We start from the raw sequence: 16,742 nt of genomic DNA, 5'->3' as shown, positions 1-16,742 counted from the left end.
TACGCCAATGAAGCCTTCTATTGTTGCTAAACTGGAAGCTCTCTACGAGCGCCATGAAGAAGTTCAGGCGCTGCTCGGAGACGCAGCAACTATTGCCGATCAGGACCGTTTCCGCGCACTGTCCCGCGAATACGCACAGCTGGGCGACGTGGCTCGCTGTTATACCGACTGGCGCCAGGTTCAGGACGATATTGAAACTGCCCAGATGATGCTCGACGACCCGGAAATGCGCGAAATGGCGCAGGAAGAGTTGCAGGAAGCCAAAGCCAAAGAAGAAGAACTGGAGCAACAGCTTCAGGTGCTCCTGCTGCCTCGCGATCCGGACGACGAACGCAATGCTTTCCTTGAAGTACGCGCCGGTACCGGCGGTGATGAAGCAGCGCTGTTTGCCGGCGACCTGTTCCGCATGTACAGCCGCTACGCTGAATCGCGCCGCTGGCGTGTTGAGATCATGAGCGCCAACGAAGGTGAGCACGGTGGTTACAAAGAAGTGATCGCCAAAATCAGCGGTGAAGGCGTTTACGGTCGTCTGAAGTTTGAGTCCGGTGGTCATCGCGTACAGCGCGTTCCGGCCACCGAATCTCAGGGGCGTATTCATACCTCCGCCTGTACCGTGGCCGTGTTGCCAGAGGTGCCGGAAGCGGAATTGCCGGATATCAACCCGGCGGACCTGCGTATCGATACCTTCCGTTCTTCGGGCGCGGGCGGTCAGCACGTTAACACCACCGACTCGGCTATCCGTATTACCCACCTGCCGACCGGCATTGTGGTGGAGTGCCAGGACGAACGTTCGCAGCACAAAAACAAAGCTAAAGCGATGTCGGTGCTGGGCTCGCGTATTCGCGCGGCAGAGATTGCCCGCCGTCAGCAGGCGGAAGCCTCTGAACGCCGCAACCTGCTGGGCAGCGGCGATCGTAGCGATCGTAACCGTACCTACAACTTCCCGCAGGGGCGCGTGACCGATCACCGCATCAACCTGACGCTCTACCGCCTGGACGAAACGATGGAAGGCAAGCTGGATATGCTGATTGAGCCTATCGTGCAGGAATACCAGGCTGACCAGCTGGCGGCGCTGTCCGAGCAGGAATGATGACCTGGAGAGAGTGGCTACAGCAGGCTATCGCGACGCTGCAGGGTGGGGAAAGCCCGCGTCGCGATGCGGAGATCCTGTTAGGGCATGTGACCGGTAAATCGCGCACGCAAATTCTCGCGTTTGATGAAACGACGCTGAGCGCGGCACAGGCGGAAACGCTAACGCAGCTGCTGGCACGGCGACAAAACGGCGAGCCCATTGCCCACCTGGTGGGTAGCCGTGAGTTCTGGTCGCTGCCGCTGTTTGTCTCTCCAGCGACCCTGATCCCTCGCCCGGATACCGAGTGCCTGGTTGAACAGGCGCTGGCGCGTCTGCCGCAGAGGCCGTGCCGGATCCTCGATCTCGGTACCGGCACCGGCGCGGTGGCCCTGGCTCTGGCCAGCGAACGGCCGGACTGCCAGCTGACAGCCGTCGATTATATTGCCGATGCGGCGGCCCTGGCGCAGCGTAACGCGGACCATCTTGGGATAACGAACGTGACGATAATGCAAAGCGATTGGTTCAGCGCGTTGAGCCCACAGCGTTTTGCCATGATTGTCAGCAACCCGCCGTACATTGATGAACAGGACGAACATCTTAGCCAGGGCGACGTGCGCTTTGAACCGAAAACCGCGCTGGTGGCCGGGGATAGCGGTCTGGCCGATTTAGCCCATATCGTTAACCAGGGGCGTGACTGGCTGGAGCCCGGCGGCTATATGCTGCTGGAACATGGCTGGCGGCAGGGGGCGGCGGTTCGCGCGCTCTTTACCTCAGCCGGCTATGCGCAGGTGCAAACCTGCCGTGACTATGGTGACAACGATCGTCTGACGCTGGCGCAGTGGCCTGGCGCTCCGGAGGCACAGGCATGAGTTTTTTCCAGTTTGTGCTCTATTTGCACATCGCGTCGGCGGTGGTTTCCGTCTCCTTTTTCGCACTGCGCTATTGGTGGATGCACCACCGCAGCGCCCTGTTTGAGGCGCGCTGGGTGCGCATTTTACCGCACGCGGTTGACAGCGTGCTGCTGCTCAGCGGCGTCGCGCTGATGGTGATGACGCGCTATTTTCCCTTTACCGAAGAGGGGGGATGGCTGACGGAGAAACTGTTTGGCGTTATCATTTACATCTTTTTGGGGTTTGTCGCGCTTGGACGTCGTCGTCCGCGCAGCCAGCAGAGCAAGTTTATTGCGTTTTTGCTGGCGCTGATGGTGTTGTGCATCATCGTTAAACTCGCCATCACTAAAGTTCCGCTGTTGGGGTAGGGTATGAAGTCACTGGCTGATTTTGAATTTAATAAAGCGCCGCTGTGCGACGGCATGATCCTTATTTCCGAATTAATTCGTGATGATTTCCCGTCGCAGAAGGTGCGCGAGCAGCTCGAGTGCCTGGTGGCGCTGGCGCGGGAAGAGATCAGCCCTTCCTGGACGCTGACGCGCCAGATGGAACGCCTGATTGAGTTGTTCTACCACGAGTGGAACTTTGGCGACTCCTCCGGCGTCTACCGCCTGTCGGATGCGCTGTGGCTGGATCAGGTGCTGAAAAATCGTCAGGGCAGCGCCGTGGCGCTCGGTGCGATTGTGCTGTGGATCGCCGGGCATCTGGATATTCCGGTGGTGCCGGTGATTTTCCCGACCCAGCTGCTGCTGCGCGCCGACGTCGACAACGAAGAGCTGTGGCTGATCAACCCGTTTAACGGCGACACGCTTGACGAGCATACGCTCGACGTGTGGCTGAAGGGCAACATCAGCCCGATGGCGGAGCTGTTCAATGAGGATCTCGATGAAGCGGATAACGCCGAAGTGGTGCGTAAACTGCTCGACACGCTGAAATCGGCGCTCATGGAAGAGCGGCAGATGGAGCTGGCGCTGCGTACCAGCGAGGCGTTGCTGCAGTTTAACCCAGAAGATCCCTACGAAATTCGCGACCGCGGGCTGATTTATGCCCAGCTGGAATGTGAGCACATCGCACTGAACGATTTAAACTATTTCGTTGAGCAATGTCCGGAAGACCCGATCAGCGAAATGATTCGCGCGCAGATTAACACCATCGCGCATAAACAAATTACTCTTCACTAAACGGGAAAAATCCCGGTTATAATCGCGGAAATACCCTAACAAGGCGATCTTATGAAAGAAAAAGTGGTTAGCATTGGTGATATCAAGGTAGCAAACGATCTGCCGTTTGTTCTGTTTGGCGGCATGAACGTGCTGGAGTCACGCGACCTGGCGATGCGTATTTGCGAACACTACGTGACCGTGACCCAGAAGCTGGGCATCCCTTACGTGTTTAAAGCTTCATTTGATAAAGCCAACCGTTCCTCTATCCACTCTTACCGCGGCCCAGGCCTGGAAGAGGGGATGAAAATTTTCCAGGAGCTGAAGCAAACCTTCGGCGTGAAAATCATCACTGACGTGCACGAAGCCAGCCAGGCGCAGCCGGTTGCCGACGTGGTGGACGTGATTCAGCTGCCAGCGTTCCTCGCTCGTCAGACTGACCTGGTGGAAGCCATGGCCAAAACCGGCGCGGTCATTAACGTGAAGAAGCCGCAGTTTGTTAGCCCGGGCCAGATGGGTAACATCGTGGACAAATTCATCGAAGGCGGCAACGACAAAGTGATTCTTTGCGACCGTGGTTCTAACTTCGGTTATGACAACCTGGTCGTTGATATGCTGGGCTTTGGCGTAATGAAAAAAGCGTCCAACAACTCGCCGGTTATCTTCGACGTCACCCACTCGCTGCAGTGCCGCGATCCGTTTGGCGCCGCAAGCGGCGGCCGTCGTGCGCAGGTCACCGAACTGGCGCGCGCCGGTATGGCGGTGGGAATTGCCGGTCTGTTCATTGAAGCGCATCCGGATCCGGACCATGCGCGCTGCGACGGCCCGTCCGCGCTGCCGCTGGCGAAGCTGGAACCGTTCCTGAAGCAGATGAAAGCAATTGACGATCTGGTGAAAGGTTTCGACGAACTGGATACCAGCAAATAATCATTGCTGAGGTCTGAAAAAACCGCTCCGCGTTCAACGGGGCGGTTTTTTTTTCGCGTCATTGATAACAAAAAAGGCCGCTGGCTATGACCCCAGCGGCCCGTTTCGGGCGCACGTTGCCGTGCGGCAGCCTGATGGTATGAGCTACTGCAACAGCGCGTCCGGGGCAATATTCATATTTTTCAGCACGGGCCCCATAATGTTGCCAAATATCGGTGCTGCTACCGACCCCCCGAAGTGGGTACCGGCCGTCGGGTTATTCACCACGACGACCAGCGCCACTTCCGGATGGCTGACCGGCGCGACGCCAGCGGTGTAGTTCACGTAGCCGCCGTCATATTTGCCGCTGTCGCCCAGCTTTTCCGCGGTCCCCGTTTTGGTTGCCAGACGGTATCCCGGCACCGCTGCGCGTACGCCGCTGCCGCCGGGCAGCACGTCGCTCTCCATCATGTGCACCACCGTTTTGACAATTGACGGATCGGCAATCTGCTGGCCGATAACCGGCGGAGTCACTTTGGTAATGGATAGCGGGCGATAGATACCAAATGACCCGAGGGTGGCATATTCACGTGCAATTTGCAGCGGCGTCACGCGGAGCCCATAGCCAAAGGAGAAGGTGGCGCGTTCGATATCGGCCCACTGCTGGCGATGCAGCGGGAAGTAGCCAACGCTTTCGCCGGTCAATCCCAGACCGGTTGGCTTACCCAGCCCAAAAGCGTGGTAGGTATCAACCAGCGCCTGGGCCGGCATGGCCAGCGCAATATGCGACACGCCAATATCGCTCGATTTTTGCAGAATACCGGTCGGCGTGAGCTGCGGCCAGTGACCCACGTCGCGGATCAGGTGCCCGTTGACGCGGTAGGGCGTGGTATCAAGCAGGGTATTGGGCTGAATAATATGCCTTTCCAGGCCTTCGATGATCACTAATGGCTTCACCGTTGAACCGGGCTCAAAGCTGTCGTTAATCGCCACGTCACGCATTTGCAATGGGGTGGCGTTATCAAAGTTATTGGGGTTGTAAGAGGGATACGAAGCCATCGCCAGGATTTCGCCGGTGTCGATTTTCACCAGCACCGCCGCGCCGGAGTCGGCCTTGTTCAGCAGAACGCCTTCACGAAGTTTGCTGTACAGCGTGTACTGATCGAATTTATCGATACTGAGCTGAACGGTAGGTGGCTGTTTCGGTGCATCGTAATCCAGAACGCTGATAATATCGCCGTTGGCATCCTTACGATAAATTTCTTTGCCCGGCTCACCCTGTAAAATAGTATCGTAGCCTTTTTCAACACCGTTGAGCCCCGTATTATCGGCGCCCACAATACCTATTAGTGGGGCTGCCGCTTCGCCCATTGGGTAGAAGCGGCTGTCGTCATAAATTTCGCTGATGCCCTTTATATGCAGATCGGCGATATCCTTAGCAATCCCGAGCTCAACTTTCCGCTCAAGGAAAAGAAAATGACGCCGGGAATTCTGGTAAATTTTGTTCGCAATTTGATCGGTGGTGGTATTCAGCGCTGCGGCGAGATATTGCCATTTTGCATCGCGAAAATTGGGGCTGGCCTCAACGATTTTCACCGGATCGACCACCACGTCACGCGACGGGACGCTCATGGCCAATGCTTCGCCATCGCGATCGACCAGCGTACCGCGGTTGGTGGGCAGTACCACGGTGCGCAGCGAGCGCTGATCCGCCTCTTTTGCCAGCATCGGGTGGTTCAGAAACTGCAGATCGGCGACCCTTACCAGTAAAACGCCGAGGCAGCCAAGAATACCAAGACAGATTATTGTGTAACGAGACGTAATAAATGAGTCTTTATTTTGCTTTTCTGTTGATTTTCTTTTCATTTGTAACATAAAACCACATGAATTTTTATTTTTTATAATCAATTGCCGCCAGTCGTGATTTATCAACGGCTGCCACGATGCAATTTAAAACCCATTATCAGGCGAACTCGTGAAACAGTTTACAGGTAACGTCATTGATAACAAGCCATTAAGTTAACATATTATTTCAGCGCTAATGGCGTATTGCCGGTGAGCTGATTAACAATAATTGATGAGAAATTACGCAAGCGTGTGCCAATAAATTTACCTGGGGTTGAATTTCGGTGAGCGTGCTTTTCCGTTATTTACTTCATGCTGGCTGAATATTATCGGAGCCATCCGCAGGTTTGCTCATCTTTTTCGAGTTGTTATAACATTACGCAGGCGGGGCGTGATTTTAACCGATGATGCCGTTTGCATCCTCATATCCATTGTCGTGCTGAATACATGGCCGCATAATAGCGCCCAGCCTCCGCAGGTGCGGGGTGAAGCGCCAGCTTTTTCTGGTGATGAAGGATACACAATGCAAAGGCGTAACTTCCTGAAAGGCGCTGCGGCCCTGTCCACGCTGGGTCTGGTCAGTCCGGTTTTTGCCAAAACTGAAGCGAAAGCGCAGCCTGCCGTCTCTTCTTCCGGCAAATACCGCCGTTTTGTGATGACGCAAACCTATAGCCTGAAGGCCCCGCAAGGTTCTTCTGGCAAGGTGAATTTGTGGATCCCTATCCCAGAAGATACCGCCTTCCAGCAGCTGCTGAACCTCTCTTTCAGCGGTAATTACCAGAGCGCGACGTTAAATGCTAATAATCGCTATGGTGCGAAAGTGCTGTTTGTGACCTGGCCATCATCTGACGGGGCGCTGGATATCAAAGTCGAAATGGACATTGAAACGCGCGACTGGGAGGTGCTGAAAGACAATCGCCTGGCCGATTGGCAGCTGCCGGTCGCCGGCGCCGTGATCCCCGATGAGATCAAGCCTTTCCTGCTGGCCACGCCGCACATTCCGGTTGATGGCCTGGTGAAAGAGACTGCGCTGAAAATTATTGCCGATGAAAAAGCGCCGCTCAAGCAGGCGCGTCTGATTCACAACTGGGTAAGCACCCATATGCATCGTGATGATGCGGTGATTGGCTGCGGCACCGGCGACGTCGGCGAAATTCTCAAAACCAACAAGCTGGGCGGCAAATGTACCGATATCAACTCGGTGTTTGTGGCGCTGTGCCGCGCGGTCGGCATTCCGGCGCGTGAAATGTTCGGCATCCGCTTAGGTGCCAGCCGTAAGCTGAACGGCTACTCGACGAAAGCCTTCGGCAGCGCCGACGATAAAGGTGTGGCCAAAATCAGCGGTGGTCAACACTGCCGCGCCATGTTCTGGCTGGCTGGTTTTGGCTGGATGCCCGCAGATCCGGCGGATGTGACCAAAATGCGTTTGACGGAGAAAAAAGAGAACGGCGATCCGGCGGTGACGGCAGTGAACGATTACCTGTTTGGTAACTGGGAAATGAACTGGGTCGGCTTTAACCACGCGCGGGATTTCGCGCTGTCACCTGCCGCAGAGCAGGGCGACGTGAACAATCTGGGCTACCCTTACGCCGAAGTGGATGGCGATCCGCTGAACTTCTACGATCCGGCCGCCTTTAGCTACGATTATGTCAGCGTCGAACAGCATTAAGGGCGGGCTGCTGACGCTGCTGGCGGCGGTGATCGCCGCCGGCGCATCAACGCTGTGCTGCATCGGGCCGCTGTTGTATCTGCTGTTTGGCATATCGGCGGCGGGGCTGGTGGGTATTCCCGGTGCCTCGTGGCTACAGATTCCGATGGTGATCGTCGCTCTGGGGCTGATGGCGCGCGGGTTCTGGCGCTTGCATCTGTCGGCTAAGCCGGTATGCGTGAACGTGGTAAGCCGTCGGGTGCTGGTGTGGCTGTACTGGCTGGCGGTGCCGCTGGTGCTGGCGTTAATCACTTATCCTTACGTTTTGCCCTGGGTCTGGGAGTGGATGGAATGAAAAAAGCGATTTGTCTGGCGCTGCTGATGTTTACGCCGTTTGGCTGGGCGGCCGATAAGCTGGTCACCATTGATGTTGGCGAAATGAACTGCCCGCTGTGTGTGATTTCCATTAACCAGGCTTTACGCAGTACCGAGGGCGTTATTAAGGCTAAGGCTTCGCTGAAAACGCGTCAGGCGCAGGTGGTGGTGCCCGAAAACTTTGATAATCAGCGGCTATTAGCGGCCATTGCTAAAACCGGATTCAAAGGGGAAATCCACGGCGAAAGCGTGGTGCAGTAAATAAAGAAAACCCGCCGGCAATGACCGTCATGCTTGCGCAGGCCGGATTAGCATCCGGCACAGTGCGCGCTGATTGCCGGATGGCGGCGTAAAACGCCTTATCCGGCCTACCGTTCCTGACCGATCGGCATTAGCGGCGGGTTCTTATATCGTCTTAGAACTGGTAAACCAGGCCCATCGCGACAACGTTATCGGTGTTGATACCGTTTTCCTGATAGAAGGTATCGTTGCCGTCAAGCAGGTTGATTTTATAATCCACGTAGGTGGACATATTCTTATTAAAGTAATAAGTTGCGCCCAGATCCAGGTATTTCACCAGGTCTTTGTCGCCGACTGCGTTTGCTTTTACATTGTTGTTGCCGGTGTATAAATCCTTACCTTTAGATTGCAGATAAGAGATTGCCGGGCGCAGACCAAAATCGAACTGGTATTGTGCGGTAACTTCAACGTTCTGCGTTTTGTTGGCCACGCCGTTATCATCACCGTATGGCGTCATATTACGCGTTTCTGAATACATGGATGCAAGGTAAAGGTTATTGGCGTCGTATTTCAGACCGACGGTCCATGCGTCTGCTTTATCGCCATCGGCAGTGGTATCTGTTTTCTGCGCGTTAGTACGATCGGAAGTCGCGTACGCGGCTGAAGCGCTCACGCCCATCCCCAGATTGTAAGAGGTGGACAGACCGAAGCCGTCACCGTTGTCTTTACGGACATTGCCGTCAGAACGGTTGTTTGTGCCATAGCTATTGTCGCCTTCGCCACCCTGGTTTTCATTTTTACCCTGATACTGCAGAGCAAAGTTCAGACCGTCGACCAGACCGAAGAAGTCGTTGTTGCGATAGGTCGCTACGCCGTTGGCGCGGCCAGTCATAAAGTTATCCGCGTTGGTGTAAGTGTCGCCGCCGAACTCTGGCAGCATGTCGGTCCAGCCTTCAACGTCGTACAATACGCCATAGTTACGACCGTAGTCGAATGAGCCGTAATTACCGAAGCGCAGGCCCGCGAAGCCCAGACGGGTCCACGCGTTGCCCGTATCGCTTTCTTCGGTATTGGCCTGAACGTTGTATTCCCACTGGCCGTAACCGGTCAGCATCTCGTTAATTTGTGTTTCGCCCTTGAAACCGAAACGAACATAGCTCTGATCGCCATCAGAGCCGGAATTATTAGAAAAATAATGCAGACCATCTACCTTGCCGTAGATGTCTAATTTATTGCCGTCTTTATTATAAACTTCTGCGGCATGGGCTGCGCCTGCGGTGAGCAGGGCAGGAATGATGAGGGCCAGTACTTTTCTGTTCATTGAGTATATTCCTTTAGTATTTTTATTTGTGCGCTTCCCGATACAGGAAGTATGGCCATGCTAATAGAGAAAAATTCGAGAGGGTAAATAATATTTGTAACGCGATAAGGGAAGGTGCGAACAAGTTCCTGATATGAGATCATCATATTCATCCGGAGCGCATCCCAGAGGGACATCATGAGCCATCAACTCACCTTCGCCGATAGTGAATTCAGCACTAAGCGCCGTCAGACCCGAAAAGAGATTTTCCTCTCCCGCATGGAGCAGATTCTGCCATGGCAGAATATGACCGCTGTCATCGAGCCGTTTTATCCCAAGGCGGGCAATGGCCGACGGCCCTATCCGCTGGAGACCATGCTGCGTATTCACTGCATGCAGCATTGGTACAACCTGAGCGACGGTGCCATGGAAGATGCCCTGTACGAAATCGCCTCCATGCGCCTGTTTGCCCGATTATCCCTGGATAGCGCCCTGCCGGATCGCACCACCATCATGAATTTCCGCCACCTGCTCGAGCAGCATCAACTGGCCCGTCAATTGTTCAAGACCATCAATCGCTGGCTGGCCGAAGCAGGCGTCATGATGACCCAAGGCACTTTGGTGGATGCCACCATCATTGAGGCACCCAGCTCTACCAAGAACAAAGAGCAGCAACGCGATCCGGAGATGCATCAGACCAAGAAAGGCAATCAGTGGCACTTTGGCATGAAGGCCCACATTGGTGTCGATGCCAAGAGTGGCCTGACCCACAGCCTAGTCACCACCGCGGCCAACGAGCATGACCTCAATCAGCTGGGTAATCTGCTTCATGGAGAGGAGCAATTTGTCTCAGCCGATGCCGGCTACCAAGGAGCGCCACAGCGCGAGGAGCTGGCCGAGGTGGATGTGGACTGGCTGATCGCCGAGCGTCCCGGCAAGGTAAAAACCTTGAAGCAGCATCCGCGCAAGAACAAAACGGCCATCAACATCGAATACATGAAAGCCAGCATCCGTGCCAGGGTGGAGCACCCGTTTCGCATCATCAAGCGGCAGTTCGGCTTCGTGAAAGCCAGATACAAGGGGCTGCTGAAAAACGATAACCAACTGGCGATGTTATTCACCCTGGCCAACCTGTTTCGGGTGGACCAAATGATACGTCAGTGGGAGAGATCTCAGTAAAAACCGGAAATAACGCCAGAAATGGTGGAAAAAATAGCCTAAATAGGCTGATTCGATGTGTTTGCGGGAAAAAAATCGGCCCAGATCCGCGAAATTTTAATCAGCGAGTCAGCTTGGGAAGAAATGACCTGCTTATTCGCACCTTCCTAAGTAAAATCTAAAGGAGGTGAGTCAATTGAAATGGTAATAATTTTGGTGAATGATTTATCAAAATATATACAAATTTAAAATTATACAAGTAACGATATATAACGTAAGCTGCGGCCGTTATATGCCTTTATTCTTCCGTGATTTATTTATGTTGCCGTGTGTCATTATTCTTATTCGTTATCTTAAATGACAAGCCCGAATAACTATTCGGGCTTTTTTTATGGTTTCAGAATGACCTTAGAACGGTTATTCCTGTGACGCTGGTTTTTCCGCTTTTCCGGCCATCATGGCAAGGAAGTCGTAGCGTTTTTGCAGATCCTCTGCCGCGTCTTTCCACAGCTGCTCTGCCACCTCTGGCTGCTGGCTGTTCAGGCGACGGAAACGCTGCTCGTTCATCAGCGTTTCGGCCAGCGCGTCTGACGGCGGACGTGAGTCCAGCGCCAGCGGAATCTTGCCTTCATCGGCGCGACGCGGGTCAAAGCGGAACAGCGGCCAGAATCCGGTCGCGGTGAGCTGACGCATCTGATCGTGGCTGAGCGCCAGATCGTAACCGTGCTCCTCGCATGGGCTATAGGCGATGATAATCGATGGCCCCGGGTAGGACTCCGCTTCCTGGATAGCTTTCACCGTCTGGTTAAGCTGTGCGCCGAGCGAAATTTGCGCCACGTACACATGACCGTACATCATCATGCTGACGCCCAAATCCTTACGCGCCTTGCGCTTGCCGTGCTCACCAAATTTGGTGACCGCGCCGAGCGGGGTCGCTTTTGAGGCTTGCCCGCCGGTGTTGGAATAACACTGGGTATCAAGCACCAGAATATTGACGTTTTCGGTCAGACTCATGACATGGTCCAGACCGCCGAAACCGATGTCGTAGGCCCAGCCGTCGCCGCCAATAAGCCAGATGGATTTCTCAACCAATGCGTCCGCATCGGTCAGCAGCTCTTCGGCGCCTTCTACGCCGCTAAGCGCGCTGCGTAAGGCGGCAACCTGCTCACGACGCACTTCTGGCGTTGCATCCGCGTGCAGCGCGTCGTTGAGTTCTGCCGGAATATGCTCGGCAAAACCGTCCAGCAGGCGCATCACGCGCTGACGATGTTGATCGACCGTTAAGCGGAAGCCCAGGCCAAACTCGGCGTTGTCTTCAAACAGGGAGTTAGCCCACGCCGGCCCGCGGCCGTTAGCATCGGTGGTGTACGGCGTCGAAGGCAGGTTACCACCGTAAATGGAAGAACAGCCGGTGGCGTTGGCAATCAGCATACGGTCGCCGTATAGCTGAGTCAGCAGTTTGATATACGGCGTTTCGCCGCAGCCGGAACAGGCGCCGGAGTATTCAAACAGCGGAGTGATAAGCTGGGAGGTACGAATATCAATGCGCTCCAGCTTGCTGCGGTCGATTTCCGGCAGTTCGAGGAAGAAGTCATAGTTCACTTTCTCTTCTTCTACGTGTTCCAGACGCGACATCATGTTGATGGCTTTGATATCCGGATTCTGTCGGTCTTTTGCCGGGCAGACTTCAACGCACAGATTACAGCCGGTGCAGTCCTCTGGCGCCACCTGCAAGACGTATTTCTGACCGCGCATGTCGCGCGACTTCACGTCGAGAGAGTGTAGGGAGGCCGGGGCGTTATCCATGGCTTCCGGCGACACCACCTTCGCGCGGATGGCCGAGTGCGGGCAGGCGGCAACGCAGTGGTTACACTGGGTGCAAAGATCTTCTTTCCAGATAGGAATCTCTTCGGCAATGTTGCGTTTTTCCCAGCGGGTGGTGCCGACAGGCCAGGTACCATCCGGCGGCAGGGCAGATACCGGCAGCGCGTCGCCAAGACCGGCCAGCATCGCCGCGGTGACCGTTTTGACAAAGTCCGGAGCGGCGTCGGAGACCACCGGCGGGCGATGAGGGCTGCTGGCGTTAACCTGCTGTAGCGGAACCTCAAACAGCGATTCACGGGCCAGCGCCAGCGCCTGCCAGTTACGCTCAACCAGATCCTGACCTTTGCTGCTGTAGCTTTTGGCAATGGCGTTTTGCAACTCCATTAGCGCGCTATCGCCCGGCAGAATCTGCGTGAGGTGGAAGAAGGCCATCTGCATAACGGTATTAATTCGCGCCGCCAGGCCGCATTCACGGGCGATTTTCGCCGCATTGATCACGTAGAAGCGCGCCTGTTTCTGGTTCAGTACGGCCTGCACTTCCTGCGGCAAGCGCGCCCAGACTTCATCGGCGCTGTAGGGCGTATTGAGCAGGAAAATACCGCCGGGCTTCAGGCGCTCGGCCATCTGGTATTTATCGATAAACTGCAGCTGATGGCAGCCGACAAAATCGGCCTGTGCCACCAGATAGGCAGAACGGATCGGCTCGTCGCTGACGCGCAGGTGAGAGACCGTCAGGCCGCCCGCCTTTTTGGAGTCATAGACGAAGTACCCTTGCGCAAACCATGGCGTGGAGTTACCGATAATCTTGATGTTGTTTTTGGTCGCAGAGACGCTGCCGTCGCTGCCCAGTCCGTAGAACAGCGCTTCCAGACGTGCGCGCGACGGTAAAGTGTTTTCTACCTGCGGCAAGGAGAGATGGGTTACGTCATCGTAGATACCGACGGTGAAACGTGGCTTCGGCTTGGCCGCCGTCAATTCGTTGAAAATAGACAGCACGCAGTCCGGGCCGAACTCTTTTGAAGAGAGCCCGTAGCGGCCGCCAATCACGCGCGGCAGCGTTTCGCGCTCGCCCTGGTTAAAGGCTTCCGCTAGCGCGGTCATGACGTCGAGATACAGCGGTTCGGCCTGAGCCCCCGGCTCTTTAGTGCGATCGAGGACCGCCACGCTGCGCACGCTTTCCGGTAGCGCCTGCAGAAGGTGCGCTGCGGAGAACGGGCGATACAGGCGAACTTTCAGTACGCCGACCTTCTCACCGCGGGTCAGCAGTTCATCTACCACTTCCTCGCAGGTACCAATCGCTGACCCCATAATCACAATGACGCGTTCAGCCTGCGGATGACCGTAGTATTCGAACGGTTTGTAACGCCGGCCGGTGGCATCGGCAAAATCATCCATCGCCTGCTCAACGTGGTCGTAAACCGCGTTGTACCACGGGTTAGTGGCTTCACGAGACTGGAAATAAGTGTCCGGGTTTGCCGAGGTACCGCGGATAACCGGGTGTTCAGGATTGAGGGCGCGGGCGCGGTGAGCGGTGATGTCTTCCTGCGGTAACAGGCTGCGAATCGTATCGTCGGCCAACGGCACGATCTTGTTGATCTCGTGTGAGGTGCGGAAACCATCAAAGAAGTGAATAAACGGTACGCGGCTTTTCAGCGTAGCGATATGGGCAATCAGCGCAAAGTCCTGCGCTTCCTGCACGCTGCTGGCGCACAGCATCGCGCAGCCGGTCTGGCGTACGGCCATGACATCAGAATGGTCGCCAAAAATCGACAGCGCGTGGGTGGCGACGGTACGTGCTGCAACGTGCAACACAAAAGGCGTCAGCTGTCCGGCGAGCTTATACAGCGTGGGGATCATCAGCAGGAGGCCCTGCGATGAGGTAAAGGACGTTGACAGGGCACCCGTTTGTAGCGCCCCGTGTACGGCGGCAATCGCGCCTGCCTCCGACTGCATCTCGACCACGCGCGGCACGTCGCCCCAGACGTTCTTAAGCCCGTTGCCCGCCCAGGCGTCAGCCTGTTCAGCCATGGTTGAGCTCGGCGTGATCGGATAAATGGCGATGACTTCGCTGGTACGGAACGCCACCGAGGCGACCGCGCCATTACCATCAATTGTGATCATGGATTATGACACCTTACATTGCGCAAAAAAGTGGTCCGCGGGAGCGCCGCCAACCGGGAAATTGTTCGTCATTGACACATCGCTCTTGAGGATGATGTTAAGGGAAGTCTAGCAAACCTCGGGCTGAATCATTTTTGCTTTTGTGTCCTAAGGGGGCGTCGATATCAATGAGGCGAATGATTTTCGCCACAAAATTGCCAGAAAATGTTTCTACAGCGCATAAATGCGCACTTCGTCTCTCGACGGAGCGGCTCGCGCTGCCTATGATGCTTAGGTTTGTTCTTATTTTTGCAATACGGAGAGAAGAGATGCGAGCTGCGTTTTTAGTGGGGTGTGCGGCGCTATTATTATCTGCGTGCAGCAGTGAGCCCGTTCAGCAGGCGACTGCCGCACACGTTACGCCGGGAATGAGAGCGGCGATGTCCAGCACTGGTGAAGCCAACTGCGCGATGATTGGCGGATCACTTTCTGCCGCGCGCCAGCTGGACGGCTCCAGTATCGGTATGTGCGCGCTGCCAAACGGCAAACGCTGCAGCGAACAGTCGCTTGCCGTTGGCACCTGCGGTAATTACTAAGCGTTAATGCACTAAATCGGCCAGGCGATAAATCAGCGTCTGGTCTGCCGTGGCGAGGGTCAGCTGCTGCTCGGTTAAATCAACCTGCGCGCCCTGGCGCAACATGGTGCTCAGCGTTCCGTCCAGCGAATTAAGCTGTGGGTCGCTGCACAGTTTTCGGGTCATCGCCAGATCGGTGGCCTTCAGCTCGCCTTTATGTAACGTCGCGGTGCCGGAAAAACCGTTGCACATACTGCCTGAAATATAAATCCGCTCCAGAATCGGCTGTCTTTCGCCAAAGCTCAGCTCGAGTGGAGCGCTATGGCTGCTGACCGCCTTACCGTTCACGCTTTCTAACACAAAGCGATGATGCGCAAGGCTCTCGCCGTTGGTCGACATTTTGCTGTTGTAAACGCAGCCTGAGAGAAGGGCGGCCGCCGCCAGCAGGAAAAACAGGTTCTTCATGGCACAGTACTTCTTCTGAATTATTGGTTTGGTGAATATATTGAAGTCTAACTTTAACGCGGGGCGTGTCTGTGGGGCTTATCCGAAAATGCTCCCCGGCCGTTGTTGCCGGGGAGCGGTGGACATCAGGCGATAGCGTTAGGGCAATCAGCGCCGGTGTCGATTTGCTGCAGGTTTTGCAGCGTGGTTTCTGAGATGCTGGTCAAGGCTTCCGCAGTCAGGAACGCCTGGTGGCCGGTAAACAGCACGTTGTGACAGGCGGAAAGACGACGGAATACGTCATCCTGAATCACGTCATTCGACTTATCTTCAAAGAACAGATCGCGTTCATTTTCATAGACGTCCATCCCCAGCGCGCCGATTTTCTGCGTTTTCAGGGCCTCAATCGCCGCCTGGGAGTCAATCAGGGCGCCACGACTGGTGTTAACAATCATCACGCCGTTCTTCATTTTTTCAAATGCGCTGGCGTTCAGCAGGTGGTAGTTCTCCGGCGTCAGCGGGCAGTGCAGTGAAATAATGTCCGACTCGGCAAACAGCGTCGGCAGGTCGACATACTCCACGCCCAGTTCAAGCGCGGCAGCGCTTGGATACGGGTCAAAGGCCAGCAGGCGCATGCCGAAACCTTTGAGAATACGCAGGGCGGCAACGCCGATCTTCCCGGTGCCGATCACGCCAGCGGTTTTACCGAACATGGTGAAACCGGTCAGCCCTTCCAGTGAGAAGTTGGCATCGCGGGTGCGCTGATAGGCGCGGTGAATGCGGCGGTTCAGGGTCATCATCAGGCCGATAGCGTGTTCGGCAACGGCTTCCGGGTCATAGGCCGGCACGCGCACCACGCGCAGCCCCAGCTCTTTCGCCGCGTCGAGATCGACGTTGTTGAAGCCCGCGCAGCGCAGCGCAATGTACTTCACGCCGTTGGCTTTTAACTCTTCCAGCACCGGACGGCTACCGTCATCGTTAACGAAAATACACACCGCTTCACAGCCATGGGCCGTTTTGGCGGTTTTCTCCGTTAACAGGAAATCAAAAAACTCAAGCTCAAATCCATATGCCTGATTAACATTTTGCAGATACTTTTTATCGTACTGCTTTGTACTGTAAACGGCGATTTTCATGAGACTTTTCTCCAATGATTTTAGAGTCAAGTTAGCATAATTCAAAAAATCTTACAAAATATAAAAATG

At 55.3% G+C, this 16,742-nt stretch carries 16 protein-coding genes; 11 read left to right on the top strand and 5 right to left on the bottom strand.

The features are described from left to right. The first annotated feature begins 7 nt into the window (after positions 1-7). From prfA to kdsA, 5 genes are read left to right on the top strand one after another with little or no spacing between them, the layout of a single operon-like run. Positions 8-1,090: a peptide chain release factor 1 gene (gene prfA, locus H7R58_RS12870; protein ID WP_035891560.1), complete on the top strand. Its 1,083-nt coding sequence runs from the start codon at positions 8-10 to the stop codon at positions 1,088-1,090. After that, on the top strand, positions 1,090-1,941 hold the full coding sequence (gene prmC, locus H7R58_RS12865; RefSeq protein ID WP_182930624.1) for a peptide chain release factor N(5)-glutamine methyltransferase: 852 nt from the start codon (positions 1,090-1,092) through the stop codon (positions 1,939-1,941). Before prfA ends, prmC begins: the two co-directional genes overlap by 1 nt. Continuing rightward, positions 1,938-2,330, top strand: a complete 393-nt coding sequence (gene sirB2, locus H7R58_RS12860; protein ID WP_106926672.1) for an invasion regulator SirB2 — start codon at positions 1,938-1,940, stop codon at positions 2,328-2,330. The genes prmC and sirB2 overlap by 4 nt, the downstream gene beginning before the upstream one ends. A 3-nt stretch (positions 2,331-2,333) precedes the next feature. After that, the gene (gene sirB1, locus H7R58_RS12855; RefSeq protein ID WP_106926674.1) at positions 2,334-3,143 is read left to right on the top strand and encodes an invasion regulator SirB1; all 810 of its coding nucleotides are present in this window, start codon (positions 2,334-2,336) and stop codon (positions 3,141-3,143) included. A 51-nt stretch (positions 3,144-3,194) separates the two neighbouring features. Further along, positions 3,195-4,049, top strand: coding sequence for a 3-deoxy-8-phosphooctulonate synthase (gene kdsA, locus H7R58_RS12850; protein WP_182930472.1), 855 nt, complete (start codon positions 3,195-3,197; stop codon positions 4,047-4,049). Positions 4,050-4,193: 144 nt separating this feature from the next. On the opposite strand, the gene H7R58_RS12845 is transcribed toward kdsA, so the two are convergent. Then, positions 4,194-5,894 carry a penicillin-binding transpeptidase domain-containing protein gene (locus H7R58_RS12845; protein WP_374956741.1) on the bottom strand — a complete coding sequence of 567 codons (1,701 nt, stop codon included), beginning with the start codon at positions 5,892-5,894 and terminating at the stop codon, positions 4,194-4,196. Between the two features lie 502 nt (positions 5,895-6,396). On the opposite strand from H7R58_RS12845, the gene H7R58_RS12840 reads away from it, so the two are divergent. The 3 genes from H7R58_RS12840 to H7R58_RS12830 are packed head-to-tail and all read left to right on the top strand — an operon-like array spanning position 6,397 to position 8,157. After that, positions 6,397-7,542: a transglutaminase-like domain-containing protein gene (locus tag H7R58_RS12840; protein WP_106926680.1), complete on the top strand. Its 1,146-nt coding sequence runs from the start codon at positions 6,397-6,399 to the stop codon at positions 7,540-7,542. Then, positions 7,520-7,876 (top strand): mercuric transporter MerT family protein, encoded by a 357-nt coding sequence (locus H7R58_RS12835; RefSeq protein WP_197974858.1) that lies wholly within the window; start codon positions 7,520-7,522, stop codon positions 7,874-7,876. Before H7R58_RS12840 ends, H7R58_RS12835 begins: the two co-directional genes overlap by 23 nt. Further along, positions 7,873-8,157 carry a heavy-metal-associated domain-containing protein gene (locus H7R58_RS12830; RefSeq protein WP_106926684.1) on the top strand — a complete coding sequence of 95 codons (285 nt, stop codon included), beginning with the start codon at positions 7,873-7,875 and terminating at the stop codon, positions 8,155-8,157. Before H7R58_RS12835 ends, H7R58_RS12830 begins: the two co-directional genes overlap by 4 nt. Before the next feature lie 154 nt (positions 8,158-8,311). Here the strand turns inward: H7R58_RS12830 and ompC are convergent, their stop codons facing one another. Then, complete coding sequence (gene ompC, locus H7R58_RS12825) at positions 8,312-9,457, bottom strand: porin OmpC (RefSeq protein ID WP_182930473.1); 1,146 nt, start codon at positions 9,455-9,457, stop codon at positions 8,312-8,314. A gap of 177 nt (positions 9,458-9,634) precedes the next feature. Between ompC and H7R58_RS12820 the strand changes: the two genes are divergently transcribed. Both H7R58_RS12820 and H7R58_RS25490 read left to right on the top strand, forming a co-directional pair. Further along, complete coding sequence (locus H7R58_RS12820) at positions 9,635-10,615, top strand: IS5-like element ISKpn26 family transposase (RefSeq protein WP_000019445.1); 981 nt, start codon at positions 9,635-9,637, stop codon at positions 10,613-10,615. After that, positions 10,597-10,776 carry a hypothetical protein gene (locus H7R58_RS25490; protein WP_320108677.1) on the top strand — a complete coding sequence of 60 codons (180 nt, stop codon included), beginning with the start codon at positions 10,597-10,599 and terminating at the stop codon, positions 10,774-10,776. Before H7R58_RS12820 ends, H7R58_RS25490 begins: the two co-directional genes overlap by 19 nt. A 235-nt stretch (positions 10,777-11,011) precedes the next feature. Here the strand turns inward: H7R58_RS25490 and nifJ are convergent, their stop codons facing one another. Beyond that, positions 11,012-14,539, bottom strand: a complete 3,528-nt coding sequence (gene nifJ, locus H7R58_RS12815; RefSeq protein ID WP_182934373.1) for a pyruvate:ferredoxin (flavodoxin) oxidoreductase — start codon at positions 14,537-14,539, stop codon at positions 11,012-11,014. Positions 14,540-14,847: 308 nt separating this feature from the next. Here nifJ and H7R58_RS12810 point away from each other — a divergent pair, with 308 nt between their 5' ends. Further along, positions 14,848-15,114, top strand: a complete 267-nt coding sequence (locus tag H7R58_RS12810; protein WP_182930475.1) for a putative hemolysin — start codon at positions 14,848-14,850, stop codon at positions 15,112-15,114. 3 nt (positions 15,115-15,117) lie between these two features. Here H7R58_RS12810 and hslJ read toward each other — a convergent pair whose 3' ends face one another. Both hslJ and H7R58_RS12800 read right to left on the bottom strand, forming a co-directional pair. Next, the gene (gene hslJ / locus H7R58_RS12805; RefSeq protein WP_106926692.1) at positions 15,118-15,558 is read right to left on the bottom strand and encodes a heat shock protein HslJ; all 441 of its coding nucleotides are present in this window, start codon (positions 15,556-15,558) and stop codon (positions 15,118-15,120) included. 125 nt (positions 15,559-15,683) lie between these two features. After that, complete coding sequence (locus tag H7R58_RS12800; protein WP_106926694.1) at positions 15,684-16,673, bottom strand: 2-hydroxyacid dehydrogenase; 990 nt, start codon at positions 16,671-16,673, stop codon at positions 15,684-15,686. Between the last annotated feature and the right edge of the window lie 69 nt (positions 16,674-16,742).

The organism is Klebsiella sp. WP4-W18-ESBL-05, from assembly GCF_014169075.1.
Taxonomy (GTDB): Bacteria; Pseudomonadota; Gammaproteobacteria; order Enterobacterales; family Enterobacteriaceae; genus Kluyvera; species Kluyvera ascorbata_B.
Note: the sequence above shows the minus strand (reverse complement) of the source record. Positions and strands in the feature narration are given on the sequence as shown.